Source organism: Streptomyces cylindrosporus (assembly GCF_022698165.1).
Classification (GTDB): domain Bacteria; phylum Actinomycetota; class Actinomycetes; order Streptomycetales; family Streptomycetaceae; genus Streptomyces; species Streptomyces cylindrosporus.
Window position 1 is genome coordinate 233,019 of the sequence record NZ_JALDAY010000012.1, and the last position, 12,657, is coordinate 245,675.

13 protein-coding genes and 1 tRNA gene are annotated in these 12,657 nt (G+C 70.5%); 5 read left to right on the forward strand and 9 right to left on the reverse strand.

Features of this window, described 5'->3' with window-relative positions; all coding sequences use genetic code 11:
- Positions 1-72: 72 nt before the first annotated feature.
- The 6 genes from MQP27_RS36125 to ehuB all read right to left on the reverse strand — a co-directional run bounded on the left by MQP27_RS36125 (position 73) and on the right by ehuB (position 4,288).
- Positions 73-146, reverse strand: a tRNA-Lys gene (locus MQP27_RS36125).
- A gap of 87 nt (positions 147-233) precedes the next feature.
- Entirely contained in the window at positions 234-992 is a 759-nt protein-coding gene (locus MQP27_RS36130) for an IclR family transcriptional regulator (protein ID WP_242773183.1), read from the reverse strand.
- 228 nt (positions 993-1,220) lie between these two features.
- Positions 1,221-1,997, reverse strand: coding sequence for an ectoine/hydroxyectoine ABC transporter ATP-binding protein EhuA (gene ehuA, locus MQP27_RS36135; RefSeq protein ID WP_242773184.1), 777 nt, complete (start codon positions 1,995-1,997; stop codon positions 1,221-1,223).
- 10 nt (positions 1,998-2,007) lie between these two features.
- Positions 2,008-2,658, reverse strand: a complete 651-nt coding sequence (ehuD, locus tag MQP27_RS36140; protein WP_242773185.1) for an ectoine/hydroxyectoine ABC transporter permease subunit EhuD — start codon at positions 2,656-2,658, stop codon at positions 2,008-2,010.
- Entirely contained in the window at positions 2,655-3,374 is a 720-nt protein-coding gene (gene ehuC / locus MQP27_RS36145) for an ectoine/hydroxyectoine ABC transporter permease subunit EhuC (RefSeq protein ID WP_242773186.1), read from the reverse strand. The genes ehuD and ehuC overlap by 4 nt, the downstream gene beginning before the upstream one ends.
- On the reverse strand, positions 3,374-4,288 hold the full coding sequence (gene ehuB, locus MQP27_RS36150) for an ectoine/hydroxyectoine ABC transporter substrate-binding protein EhuB (protein ID WP_242773188.1): 915 nt from the start codon (positions 4,286-4,288) through the stop codon (positions 3,374-3,376). The genes ehuC and ehuB overlap by 1 nt, the downstream gene beginning before the upstream one ends.
- A gap of 47 nt (positions 4,289-4,335) precedes the next feature.
- Between ehuB and MQP27_RS36155 the strand changes: the two genes are divergently transcribed.
- The gene (locus tag MQP27_RS36155) at positions 4,336-4,839 is read left to right on the forward strand and encodes a DUF3830 family protein (protein WP_242773189.1); all 504 of its coding nucleotides are present in this window, start codon (positions 4,336-4,338) and stop codon (positions 4,837-4,839) included.
- Positions 4,840-4,876: 37 nt separating this feature from the next.
- A complete protein-coding gene (locus MQP27_RS36160; protein WP_242773191.1) occupies positions 4,877-5,434 on the forward strand; it encodes a hypothetical protein in 558 nt (185 codons plus the stop codon).
- Here the strand turns inward: MQP27_RS36160 and MQP27_RS36165 are convergent.
- Both MQP27_RS36165 and MQP27_RS36170 read right to left on the reverse strand, forming a co-directional pair.
- Positions 5,415-6,818, reverse strand: coding sequence for an amidase (locus tag MQP27_RS36165; RefSeq protein ID WP_242773192.1), 1,404 nt, complete (start codon positions 6,816-6,818; stop codon positions 5,415-5,417). The two genes, MQP27_RS36160 and MQP27_RS36165, sit on opposite strands and share 20 nt — an antisense overlap.
- A 22-nt stretch (positions 6,819-6,840) precedes the next feature.
- Positions 6,841-7,788: a D-2-hydroxyacid dehydrogenase gene (locus tag MQP27_RS36170; protein WP_242773193.1), complete on the reverse strand. Its 948-nt coding sequence runs from the start codon at positions 7,786-7,788 to the stop codon at positions 6,841-6,843.
- A gap of 144 nt (positions 7,789-7,932) precedes the next feature.
- On the opposite strand from MQP27_RS36170, the gene MQP27_RS36175 reads away from it, so the two are divergent.
- The 3 genes from MQP27_RS36175 to MQP27_RS36185 all read left to right on the forward strand — a co-directional run bounded on the left by MQP27_RS36175 (position 7,933) and on the right by MQP27_RS36185 (position 10,653).
- Positions 7,933-8,730, forward strand: a complete 798-nt coding sequence (locus tag MQP27_RS36175) for a maleate cis-trans isomerase family protein (protein WP_242773194.1) — start codon at positions 7,933-7,935, stop codon at positions 8,728-8,730.
- A complete protein-coding gene (locus MQP27_RS36180; RefSeq protein WP_242773195.1) occupies positions 8,727-9,458 on the forward strand; it encodes a maleate cis-trans isomerase family protein in 732 nt (243 codons plus the stop codon). The genes MQP27_RS36175 and MQP27_RS36180 overlap by 4 nt, the downstream gene beginning before the upstream one ends.
- A gap of 91 nt (positions 9,459-9,549) precedes the next feature.
- The gene (locus MQP27_RS36185; protein ID WP_242773197.1) at positions 9,550-10,653 is read left to right on the forward strand and encodes an LLM class flavin-dependent oxidoreductase; all 1,104 of its coding nucleotides are present in this window, start codon (positions 9,550-9,552) and stop codon (positions 10,651-10,653) included.
- Here the strand turns inward: MQP27_RS36185 and MQP27_RS36190 are convergent.
- On the reverse strand, positions 10,617-12,458 hold the full coding sequence (locus tag MQP27_RS36190; RefSeq protein ID WP_242773198.1) for a putative bifunctional diguanylate cyclase/phosphodiesterase: 1,842 nt from the start codon (positions 12,456-12,458) through the stop codon (positions 10,617-10,619). The two genes, MQP27_RS36185 and MQP27_RS36190, sit on opposite strands and share 37 nt — an antisense overlap.
- Positions 12,459-12,657: the final 199 nt, after the last annotated feature.

A 12,657-nucleotide genomic window follows, 5' to 3' on the forward strand; every position in this document is an offset into this window, starting at 1 on the left:
GGGGGCTAACCCCCAGACCCCCAGCAGAAAAGCATGAAAGACCCCCCGCTCCCACGAGAGGCCTTTCACCGGTGCGCCGCCAGGGACTCGAACCCCGGACCCGCTGATTAAGAGTCAGCTGCTCTAACCAACTGAGCTAGCGGCGCATGACTCTCGCCGGCCACTTGGTCTGGTCCTCGTGGGCGGCGACGAAGAAAATACTACCTGGTCCCGAGGGGTGCTTCCGACCAACCTCAGATGGCCAGGGAGAGCAGGACCGGGGCCGCGTTGCGGTTCAGGGCGTCGGCGGCCTGGCGGAGGCGGTGGGCGTGCTCGACCGGGAGGGACAGGGCCAGGCAGCCGACCGCGGAGCCGGCCGTGATCGGGACGGCCGCGCAGACCGTGCCGACCGCGTACTCCTGGAGGTCGAGGTGGGGCACGGTCGGAGGCTGGGACTCCAGGCGGTGCAGGAGCAGCTTGTCACTGGTGATCGTGCGCGAGGTCAGGCGGGCCATCTTGTGACGGGAGAGATGGTCGCGCCGGCCGTTGCTGTCCAGCTGGCCCAGCAGGCTCTTGCCGATCGCGGTGGCGTGCGCGGAGTAGCGGAAGTCGACCCACTCGTTCACCACGGGCGTGGTCGGGCCGTCCGCGTACTGGGCGACCTTGACCTCGCCGTCGACGTAGCGGCTGAGGTAGACCGCCGCGCCGACCGAGTCGCGCAGCCGGTCCAGGGTGCGCTGGAGCTTGTCGCGCAGCGCCTTCTCGCGGCCCTGGGCGGAGCCGAGGCGGCTGAGGGCGTCGCCGGTGATGTACGCCCCGTCGGTGATCTGCTCGACGTAACCCTCCCGGCGCAGCATCCGCAGGAGGGTGGTCAGCCGCTCCGGGGTGAGGCCGGTGAGCCTGGCGAGCTCGGTGTCGTTGATTCCGGTGGTGTGCCGTGACACGGTCTCCAGGACGCGCAGTGCGTCCTGGGCCGAGTGGTACGGCGCGGTCGGCTCGTGCTTCAGCGCCACGGTTCCCCCTGCGCGCTCGGTCGCTCTACAACTGGGCCGTAATACCAGACAGCGGATCTCTTCCACGATAACGGCCAAGAGGCTTGTTGTGAGCGACTGTTGACGAGATTCCGACCCCGCCGCACCGCTCTCAGCAGCGGCGGAGGCACTCTGGCATATGCCGATGACAAGACCCGGCGCCCGGACCTCGGAGGTTGAACAGAGTTCAATCGCGTTCAACCCGTGAAGTCACAGCACCGCGCTGAGAAATTCCCGCGTCCGGTCCTGTTCGGGCTCGCTGAAGATCTTCTCCGGCGGACCCGACTCGATGACCTTGCCGGAGTCGAACATCAGCACCTGGTCCGAGATGTCCCTGGCGAAGTTCATCTCGTGGGTCACACAGAGCATCGTGATGTCGGTGGTGCGGGCGATGTCGCGCAGCACGTCCAGGACGCCGGCCACCAGCTCGGGGTCGAGCGCGGAGGTCACCTCGTCCAGGAGCAGCACCCGCGGCCGCATCGCCAGCGCCCGCGCGATCGCGACCCGCTGCTGCTGGCCGCCGGAGAGCTGGCTCGGGCGGGCGTCGCACTTGTCGGCGAGGCCCACCAGGTCGAGCAGGTCGCGCGCCCGCTGCTCCGCCTCGTCCTTGGGCATGCCCAGGACGGTGACCGGCGCCTCCATGATGTTGCGCAGCGCGGTCATGTTCGGGAACAGGTTGAACTGCTGGAAGACCATCCCGATCTTCTTGCGGACCTCGCGGACCTGCTTCTCGGGCGCGGGGAAGAGCTTCTCCCCGTCGACGGTGATGGTGCCCTCGTCCGGCTTGGTGAGCGTCATCAGCAGCCTGAGGATCGTCGTCTTGCCGGAGCCGGAAGGGCCGATCAGCGTGACGTGCTTGCCGGAGTTCACCGAGAAGTCCAGGCGGTCGAGGACCGTGTTCTGCCCGAACCGCTTGGTGACCTGGTCGAGGCGGATCAGCTCGCTGCCGTCCACCGGCGGGTTGGAATGGGAGTCGGGTTCTTTCATGAGGGGGGCGTCAGTGGACAAGACGTCGCTCCAGAGCTCGCAGAAGAAGGGAGGCCAGATAGGAAATGACGATGAAGGCCACGCCGATCACAGTGAGGGGCTCGGTGAACTGGAAGTGCTGCTGCGAGAAGAGCCGCGCCTCGCCGAGCATCTCCAGCACGGTGATCGCCATCAGCAGCGGCGTGTCCTTGAGCATCGCGATCACGTAGTTGCCGAGGGCCGGCACGACCCGGCGGATCGCCTGCGGCAGGATCACCACCTGCCAGGTCCGCAGCCGCGGCAGGTTCAGCGCCGTCGCCGCCTCCCACTGGCCGGCCGGCACGGCCTCGATGCCGGCCCGGTAGACCTGCATGGTGTACGTCGAGTAGTGCAGGCCGATGCCGATGACACCGGTGGTCAGCGCCGACATCGTCAGGCCCCACTCGGGCATCACGTAGAACAGGAAGAACAGCTGCACCAGCAGCGGGGTGTTGCGCACGAACTCCGTCACGACCCCGACCGGCCACCGCACCCACCTGCTCGGCGTCCGCATCAGCAGCGCCCACACCAGGCCCAGCGCGAACGAGATCAGCGAACCGAGGACGAGGGCCTGCAGGGTGACGAGCACGCCGTCCCAGAAGTGCGGCATGAAGTCGCCGACGGCATTCCAGTCCCACTTCACGAGACAGCACCTCCGACACCGGTCGTCTCGGCGCGCTTGAGCTCATGCGCGCCCACCCCGTGCTGGGGCGCCTTGCCCACGCCCGCCTTCAGCTTCTTCTCCAGACCGCGCATGACCCGGGTGAGCAGGAAGGCGATCACGAAGTAGATCAGCAGGACGTACGTGTAGATCTCCGCGCTCTGCTGGAGCGCCAGCCGCACCAGGTTGGCGCTGAAGGTCAGGTCGCCCATGCCGATGACCGACACCAGGGCGGTGCCCTTGAGCAGCTCGATCAGCAGGTTGGAGAAGGGCGGGATCATCTCCGGCACCGCCTGCGGCAGCAGGATCAGCCGCATCCGCTGCCAGGGCGTGAAGCTGAGCGCGATGCCGCCCTCCTTCTGCGCCGGGTCGACCGAGTTCAGCGCCCCGCGCACGATCTCCGAGCCGTAGGCGCCGTAGGTCAGGCCGAGCGCGAGCGTGCCCGCCCACATCGGCACGAGCTGCCAGCCGAAGGCCAGCGGCAGCACGAAGTACACCCAGAAGATCATGATCAGGGCCGAGGTCCCGCGGAACACCTCGGTGTAGAAGCCCGCGAGGAAGCGGACGATCCACAGCCGGTGGGTGCGCGCGACGCCGACGACGAAGGAGACGGCACCGGCCACCAGCGAGCTGAAGAACAGCAGCTGGACGGTGGTCCAGATCCCCTTGAGCACCAGTTCCCAGAGTCCCGAGGTCATCAGCCCGTCCCTCCCGCGCACAGCTCCTTGGCGGTCAGGTCGGTCATCTCGGCCTTGGTGAAGCCGAAGGGCTGGAGGATGCGGAACAGCTCCCCGCTCTTCTTCAGCTTGTGCAGCTCGACGTTGAAGGCGTCCCGCAGCCGGGTCTCGGTCGGCCGGAACGCGAAGGCGCCCCCGTCGACGTGCGGCTTGCCCTTGACCAGCGGGGCGAAGGCCTTGGTCGACTCGGCCTTGCTGGACTTCTTGACCACTTCCCGCGTGGTGAGCGCCGTACCGGCGAAGACGTCGACGCGGCCCGCCTCCACGGCGTTCAGCCCGGCGACCTGGTCCGGCACGATCAGGATGTCGCTCTCCTTGTACCCCGCCTCGACGGCGTACTGGATCTCCGCGTACCCGGTCCCGGTCGCGAACTTCGCCTTCTTCTCGACGACGTCCTTGTAGTCGTGCAACCCCTTCGGGTTCCCCTTGCGCACGATGAAAGCGTCCAGCATCTGATAGTCGGGGTCGGCGAAGATGACCTGCTCGCAGCGGTCGGGATTGACGTACATCCCGGCCGCGACGACATCGAACACCTGCGACTTGAGCCCCGGAATCAGTGAGCCGAACTCGCTCGGCACGGGCTGGACCCGGTCCACGCCGAGCCGCTTGAAGATGACCCTGGCCAGCTCCGGCGCCTCGCCGGTCAGCTCGCCGTTCTTGTCGATGTACCCGAACGGGATCTCGCCCGCGATGCCGAGGCGTACGACACCGGCCGCCTTCAGGCGTTCGAGCAGATCACCGCCCTCGGTGGTGGACGCGGTGGCCACGCGGCTGCAGCCGGCGGCACCCAACGCACCGAGCGCCGCCACCCCCGCGAGCAGCGACCGGCGTGTGGTCCCGGTTGTGTCTCTCTCGTTCCCAATAGGTGGAGCCATGGCGGCGCGGCTACCCGAGAGCATGCGATGTATGCACCATGGAACGCATGGATGAAACGGCTGACCGCTACATCGAAGTCTCGCTGGTCAAGCGCGGAATCACCTGCCGGGCGAAGCTGCTGGACGACCGCGCCCCTCTCACCTGCGCGGCTGTGTGGGACGCCCTCCCACTCGGCGGTGACGTCTACCACGCGAAGTACGCCCGCAATGAGATCTACGCACTCTTCCCGCCCTTCGCCCCCACAGAACCCCCGCTGGAAAACCCGACGGTCACCCCGATCCCCGGCGATCTCTGCTACTTCTCCTTCGCGGGGAGCGAACTCGGCACCAAGGCGTACGGCTACGACCGCGAGGTCCGCCCCGGCACCACGGTCGTCGACCTGGCCCTCTTCTACGAGCGCAACAACCTGTTGCTGAACGCCGACGTCGGCTGGGTCCCCGGCATCGTCTGGGGCCAGATCGTGGAGGGCTTGGACGAGATGGCCGAGGGCTGCAACGACCTGTGGCGGACGGGGGCGGCGGGGGAGACGCTCGGCTTCCGGCGGCTGTAGGGGCGGAACCGGGCGCGATTCGGGCAGACTTGAGGCCATGTCGAACACGATCGCCGGCCTGGTCGGCGGTGTCCTCGGGGCATTGCTCTCCGCACTCGCCATGTTCCTGGGACCGCTGGCCCACCAGCGGCAGATCGCCCGGCAGGAGCGGGAACGGGGGGATCGCGAGTCGGCCCGTTCCCAGTTGCAGCGGGTGGCCCGGGTGCGTACGGCGATGCGCGAGTGGCAGGACTTCCTGAACGACGTCCTCGCCGACATCGAGGCCGGTCGCTCCGTGGAAGTGGAGCGGTTCGTGTCGGAGTCCAAGGCCCTGAGGAAGGAGGCGAGAACGGCTTCCGACGACCTCCTGGGTGGCGGACTCTGGCTCGGATCCCTCCAGTTCGGTGCCTTCGACCTGGTGACCCGGCGGTTGCCCGATCTCCTCGGCGGGGCCTTCCCGGACGAGGTGATGCCCGACCTGGTGCACCGCTGGCGGGAGAACCTCCACAGTTCGCGGGCCGAGCTGAACGAGAAGCTCCTGGCCTACGTCGACCGGCTGCAGGACACGCCGGTCGACGTGATCGACTCCGGCCCCGTCAGGCCGCCGAGGGCGTGATCCCGGTCTCGAACAGCGCGTGCGCCGCGCGCAGCACCAGGTCGTCGCGGTGCCGGGCGGCCACCAGCTGGAGCCCGATCGGCAGACCGTCCCCGTCCGCGCCGACCGGGACGGACGCGGCCGGCTGCTGGGTCAGGTTGAAGGGGTACGTGAACGGGGTCCAGCCCGTCCAGCGGCGGAGGCCGGACCCCTTCGGCACCTCCGCGCCCGCCTCGAACGCCGTGATCGGCAGGGTCGGGGTGACGAGGAGGTCGTACGACTCGTGGAAGGCGCCCATACGGCGGCCGAGGTCCATGCGGACATCCACCGCGGCGAGGTAGTCGAGCGCCGAGTACCGGGCGCCGATCCCGCTGATCTCCCTGAGCCCCGGGTCCAGCAACTCCCGCTGGTGCGGGCCGAGTTGCTGGGTCACCCGGGCCGCCCCCGAGAACCACAGGGTGTGGAAGGCCTTCACCGGGTCGGTGAGGTCGGGGTCGGCCTCGGTGACGTACGCGCCGAGTTCCGCCAGCCGCTCCACCCCGCGCCGCACCGCCGCCGCGACCTGCGGCTGTACGGCCACCTGCCCGCCGAGCGAGGGCGAGTACGCGACCCGCAGCCCGCGCACGCCCGCCGCGAGCCCCGCCGAGAACGGTCCCGCCGCCGGATCGAGAGCCGACCAGTCCCGGCTGTCCGGCGCCCCGATCACGTCGAGCAGCAGCGCCGCGTCCGCCGCGTCCCGGGTCATCGGCCCCACGTGCGCCAGCGTCCCGAACGCGCTCGCCGGATAGAGCGGCACCCGCCCGTACGTCGGCTTCAGCGCGAAGATCCCGCAGAAGGCGGCCGGGATACGGACACTGCCGCCGCCGTCGGTGCCGAGGGCGAGCGGCCCCGCACCCAGCGCCACGGCGGCCGCCGCGCCCCCACTGGAGCCGCCCGCGGTACGGGAGGGGTCGTGCGGGTTGCGCGTCACCCCGGACAGCGGCGAGTCCGTGACGCCCTTCCAGCCGAACTCCGGGGTCGTGGTCTTGCCGACGAACACGGCCCCGTGCTCGCGCAGCCGGGCGACGGACGGCGCGTCCTCGTCCCAACTCCCCTTCTCGGAGATCGTCTTGGAGCCCTTCAGGGTCGGCGCCCCACGCAACAGGATGATGTCCTTGACGGTCGTCGGAACCCCGTCCACCAGCCCCTTCGGCTCCCCGCGCCGCCACCGGTCCGTCGACTCCCGCGCCTGCGCGAGAGCTTCCTCCCCCAGCAGCCGCACGAACGCGTTCACCTCCGGCTGGATCCGCTCGGCCCGTTCCAGCACCGCGCGGGTGACCTCCTCCGGACTGAACTCGCCTTTGCGATAGCCCTCGACGATGCGTACGGCGGTCAGCTGCGTGAGGTCGAGGTCGGGGTCCGTCATCTGCCCTCCAGCGCTCGGCGGTTCAACGTCCGGGTACGTACCCGCGTTTCTTGTCCACCACGTTCACCAGCGGCCGGCCCGCCGCCCACCGCTCGTACAACTCCACGAACTGCTTCCCGAGTTCGTCCCGCCAGCCGATCGTGTCGCCGCTCATGTGCGGGGACACGATCAGGCCCGGGACCTGCCACAACGGGCTTTCCGGGGTGAGGGGTTCGTGCTCGAAGACGTCCAGGGCGGCGCCCGCGATCCACCGCTTGGCCAGCGCCTCGGCGAGCGCGTCCTCGACCACCAGGCCGCCGCGCCCGATGTTGACGAACCGGGCCGAGGGCTGCATCACGCCGAAGCGGCGGGCGTCGAACATGCCGTAGGTCTGCTCGGTCAGCGGGGCCGCCGCGATCACCCAGTCGGCGCGGGCGATCAGGCGGTCGAGGTCGTCGGGGCCGTGGATGCCGGTGTGCGGGGTGCGGCCGACGAGGGCGGTGGTGATGTCGAGGGCCTTGAGCGTGCGGGCGATCGTCCGGCCGATCGGCCCCGAGCCGACGACGACCGCGCGGGTGCCCGCCACCCGCTGCGACTCCCGGTGCCGCCAGGTCCGCTCCCGCTGGAGCGCCCAGGTGGTCGGCAGGTCCTTGGCCATGGCGAGGACGAGGGCGGCGACGTACTCGGCGATCGGCTGGTCGAAGATGCCGCGCGCGTTGGTGACGATCGTGTCGGAGGCGGCGAGTTCCGGACACATCAGATGGTCCACGCCCGCGCTCGCCGTGTGCACCCAGCGCGGCCGGGGCCCCTCGCCCGGCCAGGCACTCCGTACCGCCCGTGACGTGAAGTCCCAGACCAGCAGGACGTCGGCGCCCGGCAGCCGCTCGGCGAGCGTCGAGGCGTCCGCGTGCTCGATGCGGGCGCGGCCGGTGAGACTGCCGAGGCGGGGGAGGGGTTCGGCGTCCAGGACGAGGAGGGTGGGGACGGTCATGCAGGAGGGCTCGATTCCGGTGCGGTGGCGGCCGTCTGACATGCGAGGTTTGACCACGCTCGCACCCGAACCTACCTTCGTCAACACGGGCGTTGCGTACGGTCCGTTGCTCACCACTTTCTCGATGTGAGGGCGGTGTCCGTCATGGACGTTTCCTTCCTTGGTGGACCCCGGCCGCAGCGCGGCGTCGGAGTGGTCGCCCCCTTCGACTTCGCGCTGGACCGCGAGCTGTGGCGCTGGGTGCCCGACGAGGTCTCGCTGCATCTGACGCGGACCCCGTACGTGCCGGTCGAGGTGAGCCTCGACCTGGCCCGGCTGGTCAGCGAGCACGAGACGCTCGACGACGCGGTCCGCACCCTGACCGCGATCAGTCCCGAGGTCGTCGCCTACGCCTGCACCTCAGGCAGCTTCGTCGGCGGCATCCCCGGCGAGCGGGCCATGTGCGCGGCGATGACCCGCGCGGGCGCCGTCCCCTCGGTCACCACCTCCGGCGCGCTCCTGGAGGCGCTGGCGGCGCTCGGAGCACGCCGGGTCGCGCTCGTGACGCCGTACACCGTCTCGGTGACCCGGGCGCTGGAGGAGTACGTCGCCGAGGCGGGCGCGAAGGTCACCGGCTGCGCCTACATGGGCCTGACCCGGCACATCTGGAAGGTCCCGTACCGCGATGTGGTCGCCATGGCGCACAAGGCGGTCCGGCGCTCGGCCGACGTGCTGTTCATCAGCTGCACCAACCTGCCGACGTACGACGTCATCCCCCAACTGGAGGCCGAACTGCGCATTCCGGTGATCTCGGCCAACCAGGTGACGATGTGGGCCGCGCTGGCCCGGCTGGGTACCCGGGCGGTAGGGCCGTATCAGGCGCTGATCGATCCGGCGGCGCGCTCCGGTCCCGTACTGCCGGAACTCCCGGACGGTGAACAGCAGCAGGAAGGCAGGCCATGACCGCACTCGGATTCCTCTACCCGGGGCACTCCGCCGAGGACGACTACCCGCGCATCGAGCAGCTCCTGGGCAGTGACATCCGGCTCGACGTCGTCCACACCGACATCGGCACGGACGCGCACCGGGTCGACGCCCTGCTGGAGATGGGCTCGGCCGAGCGGCTCGGGGCCGGGGTCGAGGAACTGCGCATGGCGGGCGCGGACTCCGTGGTCTGGGCGTGCACCAGCGGCAGTTTCGTGTACGGCTGGGAGGGCGCCCACGAGCAGGTCCGCACCCTCGCGCTCAGCGCGGGCATGCCGGCCTCCTCGACGTCCTTCGCCTTCGTGCACGCGGCACAGGAGCTGGGCGTGCGGCGGGTGGCGGTCGGCGCGACCTACCCCGAGGACGTGGCCGGGCTCTTCGCGGACTTCCTGCGCGCGGCCGGACTGGAGGTGACGTCGGTCCGCGGGGCCGGGATCGTCACGGCGGCGGAGGTCGGCACCTGGGGCGAGGCGGAGGTCTTCCTGCTGGCACGGGACGCCGACCGCCCCGACGCGGACGCGCTCCTCCTCCCCGACACGGCCCTGCACACGGCGGCCCACATCCCCGCCCTGGAGAAGGAACTGGGCAAGCCGGTCCTCACCGCCAACCAGGTCACGGTGTGGGAGGGCCTGCGCCTGGCGGACCGCAGGGTGAACGCGCCGACGCTGGGGGCGCTGTTCACCCGGGAGCCGATCGTGCAGGCCTGAGCACCTTCCTTCGTCGACGGGAATAAAACGGAGAGTGCCTCCTGTTAACGCCGGTCGGACAGCGCACGGCCCACAACAGGAGGCATCCACCGTGGCGGCAGACGAAATCCGGGGTACCGCACTGGGCTCCGCCCCCGTCCCCCTCTCCGTACTGGACCTGGTGACCGTGGGCGCGGGCAGTACCGCCACCGACGCCCTGCGCACCAGCGTGGCGCTGTCCCGGTTCACGGAGTCCCGCGGGTTCCACCGCTACTGGGTCGCCGAGCACCACTCCATGCCCGGCGTCGCCTCCTCCTCGCCCGCCGTGATCCTGGCCCACCTCGCCGCCCACACCGACCGCATCCGGCTCGGCTCGGGCGGCGTGATGCTGCCCAACCACGCGCCCCTGGTGATCGCCGAGCAGTTCGGCACCCTGGAGGCCATGGCCCCCGGCCGCATCGACCTGGGCCTCGGCCGCGCCCCCGGCACCGACGGCGCCACCGCCGCCGCCCTGCGCCGCACCGACACCCTGAACGAGGGCGCCGACGACTTCCCCCAGCAGCTCGTCGAGCTGACCCGCTTCCTGGACGACGACTTCCCCGACGGCCACCCCTACCGCCGTATCCACGCGATCCCCGGCCCCGTCCAGGCGACCACCCCCGGCGGCGTCCAGTCCCCGCACCGCCCGCCGGTCTGGCTGCTCGGCTCCTCCGGCTTCAGCGCCCGTCTCGCCGCCGCCCTCGGCCTGCCCTTCGCCTTCGCGCACCACTTCTCCGCCCAGAACACCGTCCCGGCCCTGGAGCTCTACCGCGAGTCCTTCCGCCCCTCCGAGGTCCTCGACGAGCCCTACGCCCTCATCGGCGTCTCCACCCTCGCCGCGGACGACGAGCGCGAGGCCCGCCGCCAGGTGCGGGCCACCGCCCTGAACATGATCCGGCTGCGCACCGGCCGCCCCGGTCTCTTCCCGGACCCGGACGAGGCCGAGAAGCACGAATTCAGCCCGTACGAGGAGGAGTTCGTGCAGTCCTGGGCCGGCAACATCGTGCACGGCACCGCCGAGGAGGTCCGTGACGGCCTGGACGCCCTCCAGAAGCGCACCGGCGCCGACGAGTTGATGCTCACCTCGCACGCCCACCGCGGCGAGCTGCGCCTGCGCTCCTACGAACTGGTCGCGGACGCCTACGGGTTGCCGACCGCCGAGGTCTCGCTCGGCTGATTCCCCATCAGCTCGGAGATACGATCCGGCGACACCGGCCGCGAGTACAGCCACCCCTGGCCGGTGTCGCAGCCGATGCTGCGCAGCCGGGTGGCCTGCGCGGACGTCTCCACGCACTCCGCGGTGACGGTCAGCCCCAGCCGGTGGGCGAGCTGGATCATCGCCTCCACGACGACCTCGTCGGCCGGGTTCGGCGGCGCGGCCTCGTCGCTGCGGCCCTCGTACTGGAAGCCCCGTACGAAGGAGCCGTCCAGCTTCAGGACCGAGACCGGAAGGCGGCTCAGGTACGCCAGGTTCGAGTAGCCGGTGCCGAAGTCGTCGATCGCGATGCGCACGCCCATCTCGCTGAGCGCCTGGAGGGCCTGGAGGGGGCGGCCCGCCGAGCCCATCACGGCCGACTCGGTCAGCTCCAACTGGAGGAGATGCGGCGCGAGTCCGGTCTCCGCGAGGGTCTGTGCGACGTCCGCCACCAGGTCCGAGTCCCAGACCTGACGGACCGCCACATTGACGCTCACGAACAGCGGCGGCTCGTCCGGGTGGTCCAGCTGCCAGCGGCGCGCCTGACGGCAGGCTGTGACCAGGATCCAGCGGCCGAGCGGCACGATCGAGCCGTCCTCCTCGGCCAGTCCGATGAACCGATTCGGCGTCAGGACGCCGAACTGGGGGTGGTTCCAGCGGATGAGCGCCTCGACGCCGTTGACCCGGCCGTCCTCCATGCCCACCAACGGCTGGTACTCCAGCACGAATTCACCGCGCTCGATGGCGGGGCGCAGGGTGGAGGCGAGGGCCTGGCGGGTCATGCGGTGGGCGTTGCGCTCCGGGTCGAAGAGCGTCCAGCGGTCCTTGCCGTCGGCCTTCGCCCAGTAGAGCGTCGTATCGGCCGCCTGCATCAGGGCGGTTGGCGTCGTGCCCGCCGCGTGCCGCTCGACAACCCCGATCGACGCCGACACCGACAGCCGCTGCCCGGCGAGGTCGAACGGCGCCTGCACCGCCTTCAGTACGGACTCGGCGAGGTCGGCCAGCTGGTCCGTCCCCGTGGAGTCCTCGACCAGCAGCGCGAACTCGTCGCCGCCCAGTCTCGCCACCAGCGGCGCGCTCGCTCTGGCGTAACCGGCCTCGTCCGCGCACCGGGTGAGCCGCTCGGCGACGGCGGCGAGGAGCCGGTCGCCGACCCGGTGGCCGAGCGTGTCGTTGATCGCCTTGAAGCCGTCGAGGTCCAGGTAGCACAGCCCGATCCGCCCGGTCCCGCTCTCCTCGTACGAGCCGGCCTCCAGAGCGGCCGTCAGCCGCTCGAAGAACAGCGTGCGGTTGGGCAGCCGGGTCACCGGGTCGTGCATCTGCAAGTGCCGCAGCCGGCCCTGGAGTTCGCGCTGGGCGCTGATGTCGGTGACGGACAGCAGGATGCCGTCCTCCGGCCCGGGCAGGGGGGTGACGGTGACCTGCACCCAGACCGACTGGCCGTCGGGGTGCTTGAGCCGCCGGGTGCAGCGCAGGCGGGCCTCGCGGCCGCGCAGCACCTCGCGGTAGGCGTGCCAGGTGCGCGCGTCGGACGACAGGTCCACCAGGTCCGCGCCGATCCGCCCCACCAGCGCCGCGGCCGGGCTGCCGAGCAGCGCCCCGAAGCCGTCGTTGGCGGTCACGACCAGGCCCTCGCGGTCGACGACCGCCATGGCGAGGGGTGCGGCCGCGAAGACCGAGCGGTACGGCGGTGGTTCGGCACCGACGGCCGCATAGATGTCACTCTCTGTTACGGCGCCCCGGTCGAGGTCTGCCGCGGGCGCCGGCCCTTCGGACGTTCCGCTCACCGCTAGCTCCCGCAGTGCACTCGATCGCTGTCCGTGCAGGAAAGTGTGCCGATCATAGAGGCAGACCCGAGGGCCTTCCAGCCACCATCCAGTGTCCCGGATGGAGCGGCACTTCTGACAGATCGTTTCTGCCCGCAGCTGGGCGGGTTCTTGGGCCCCCCGACCACTTGTGACGTTCCGTGAGCGATTCGGGGGTGTC

Excerpts from the sequence above, each read along its gene's own strand:
- ehuA (WP_242773184.1), bottom strand. The coding sequence starts at position 1,997 with ATGAAAGAACCCGACTCCCATTCCAACCCGCCGGTGGACGGCAGCGAG.
- ehuC (WP_242773186.1), bottom strand. The coding sequence starts at position 3,374 with ATGACCTCGGGACTCTGGGAACTGGTGCTCAAGGGGATCTGGACCACC.
- ehuB (WP_242773188.1), bottom strand. The coding sequence starts at position 4,288 with ATGGCTCCACCTATTGGGAACGAGAGAGACACAACCGGGACCACACGC.
- MQP27_RS36155 (WP_242773189.1), top strand. The coding sequence starts at position 4,336 with ATGGATGAAACGGCTGACCGCTACATCGAAGTCTCGCTGGTCAAGCGC.
- MQP27_RS36160 (WP_242773191.1), top strand. The coding sequence starts at position 4,877 with ATGTCGAACACGATCGCCGGCCTGGTCGGCGGTGTCCTCGGGGCATTG.
- MQP27_RS36165 (WP_242773192.1), bottom strand. The coding sequence starts at position 6,818 with ATGACGGACCCCGACCTCGACCTCACGCAGCTGACCGCCGTACGCATC.
- MQP27_RS36170 (WP_242773193.1), bottom strand. The coding sequence starts at position 7,788 with ATGACCGTCCCCACCCTCCTCGTCCTGGACGCCGAACCCCTCCCCCGC.
- MQP27_RS36175 (WP_242773194.1), top strand. The coding sequence starts at position 7,933 with ATGGACGTTTCCTTCCTTGGTGGACCCCGGCCGCAGCGCGGCGTCGGA.
- MQP27_RS36180 (WP_242773195.1), top strand. The coding sequence starts at position 8,727 with ATGACCGCACTCGGATTCCTCTACCCGGGGCACTCCGCCGAGGACGAC.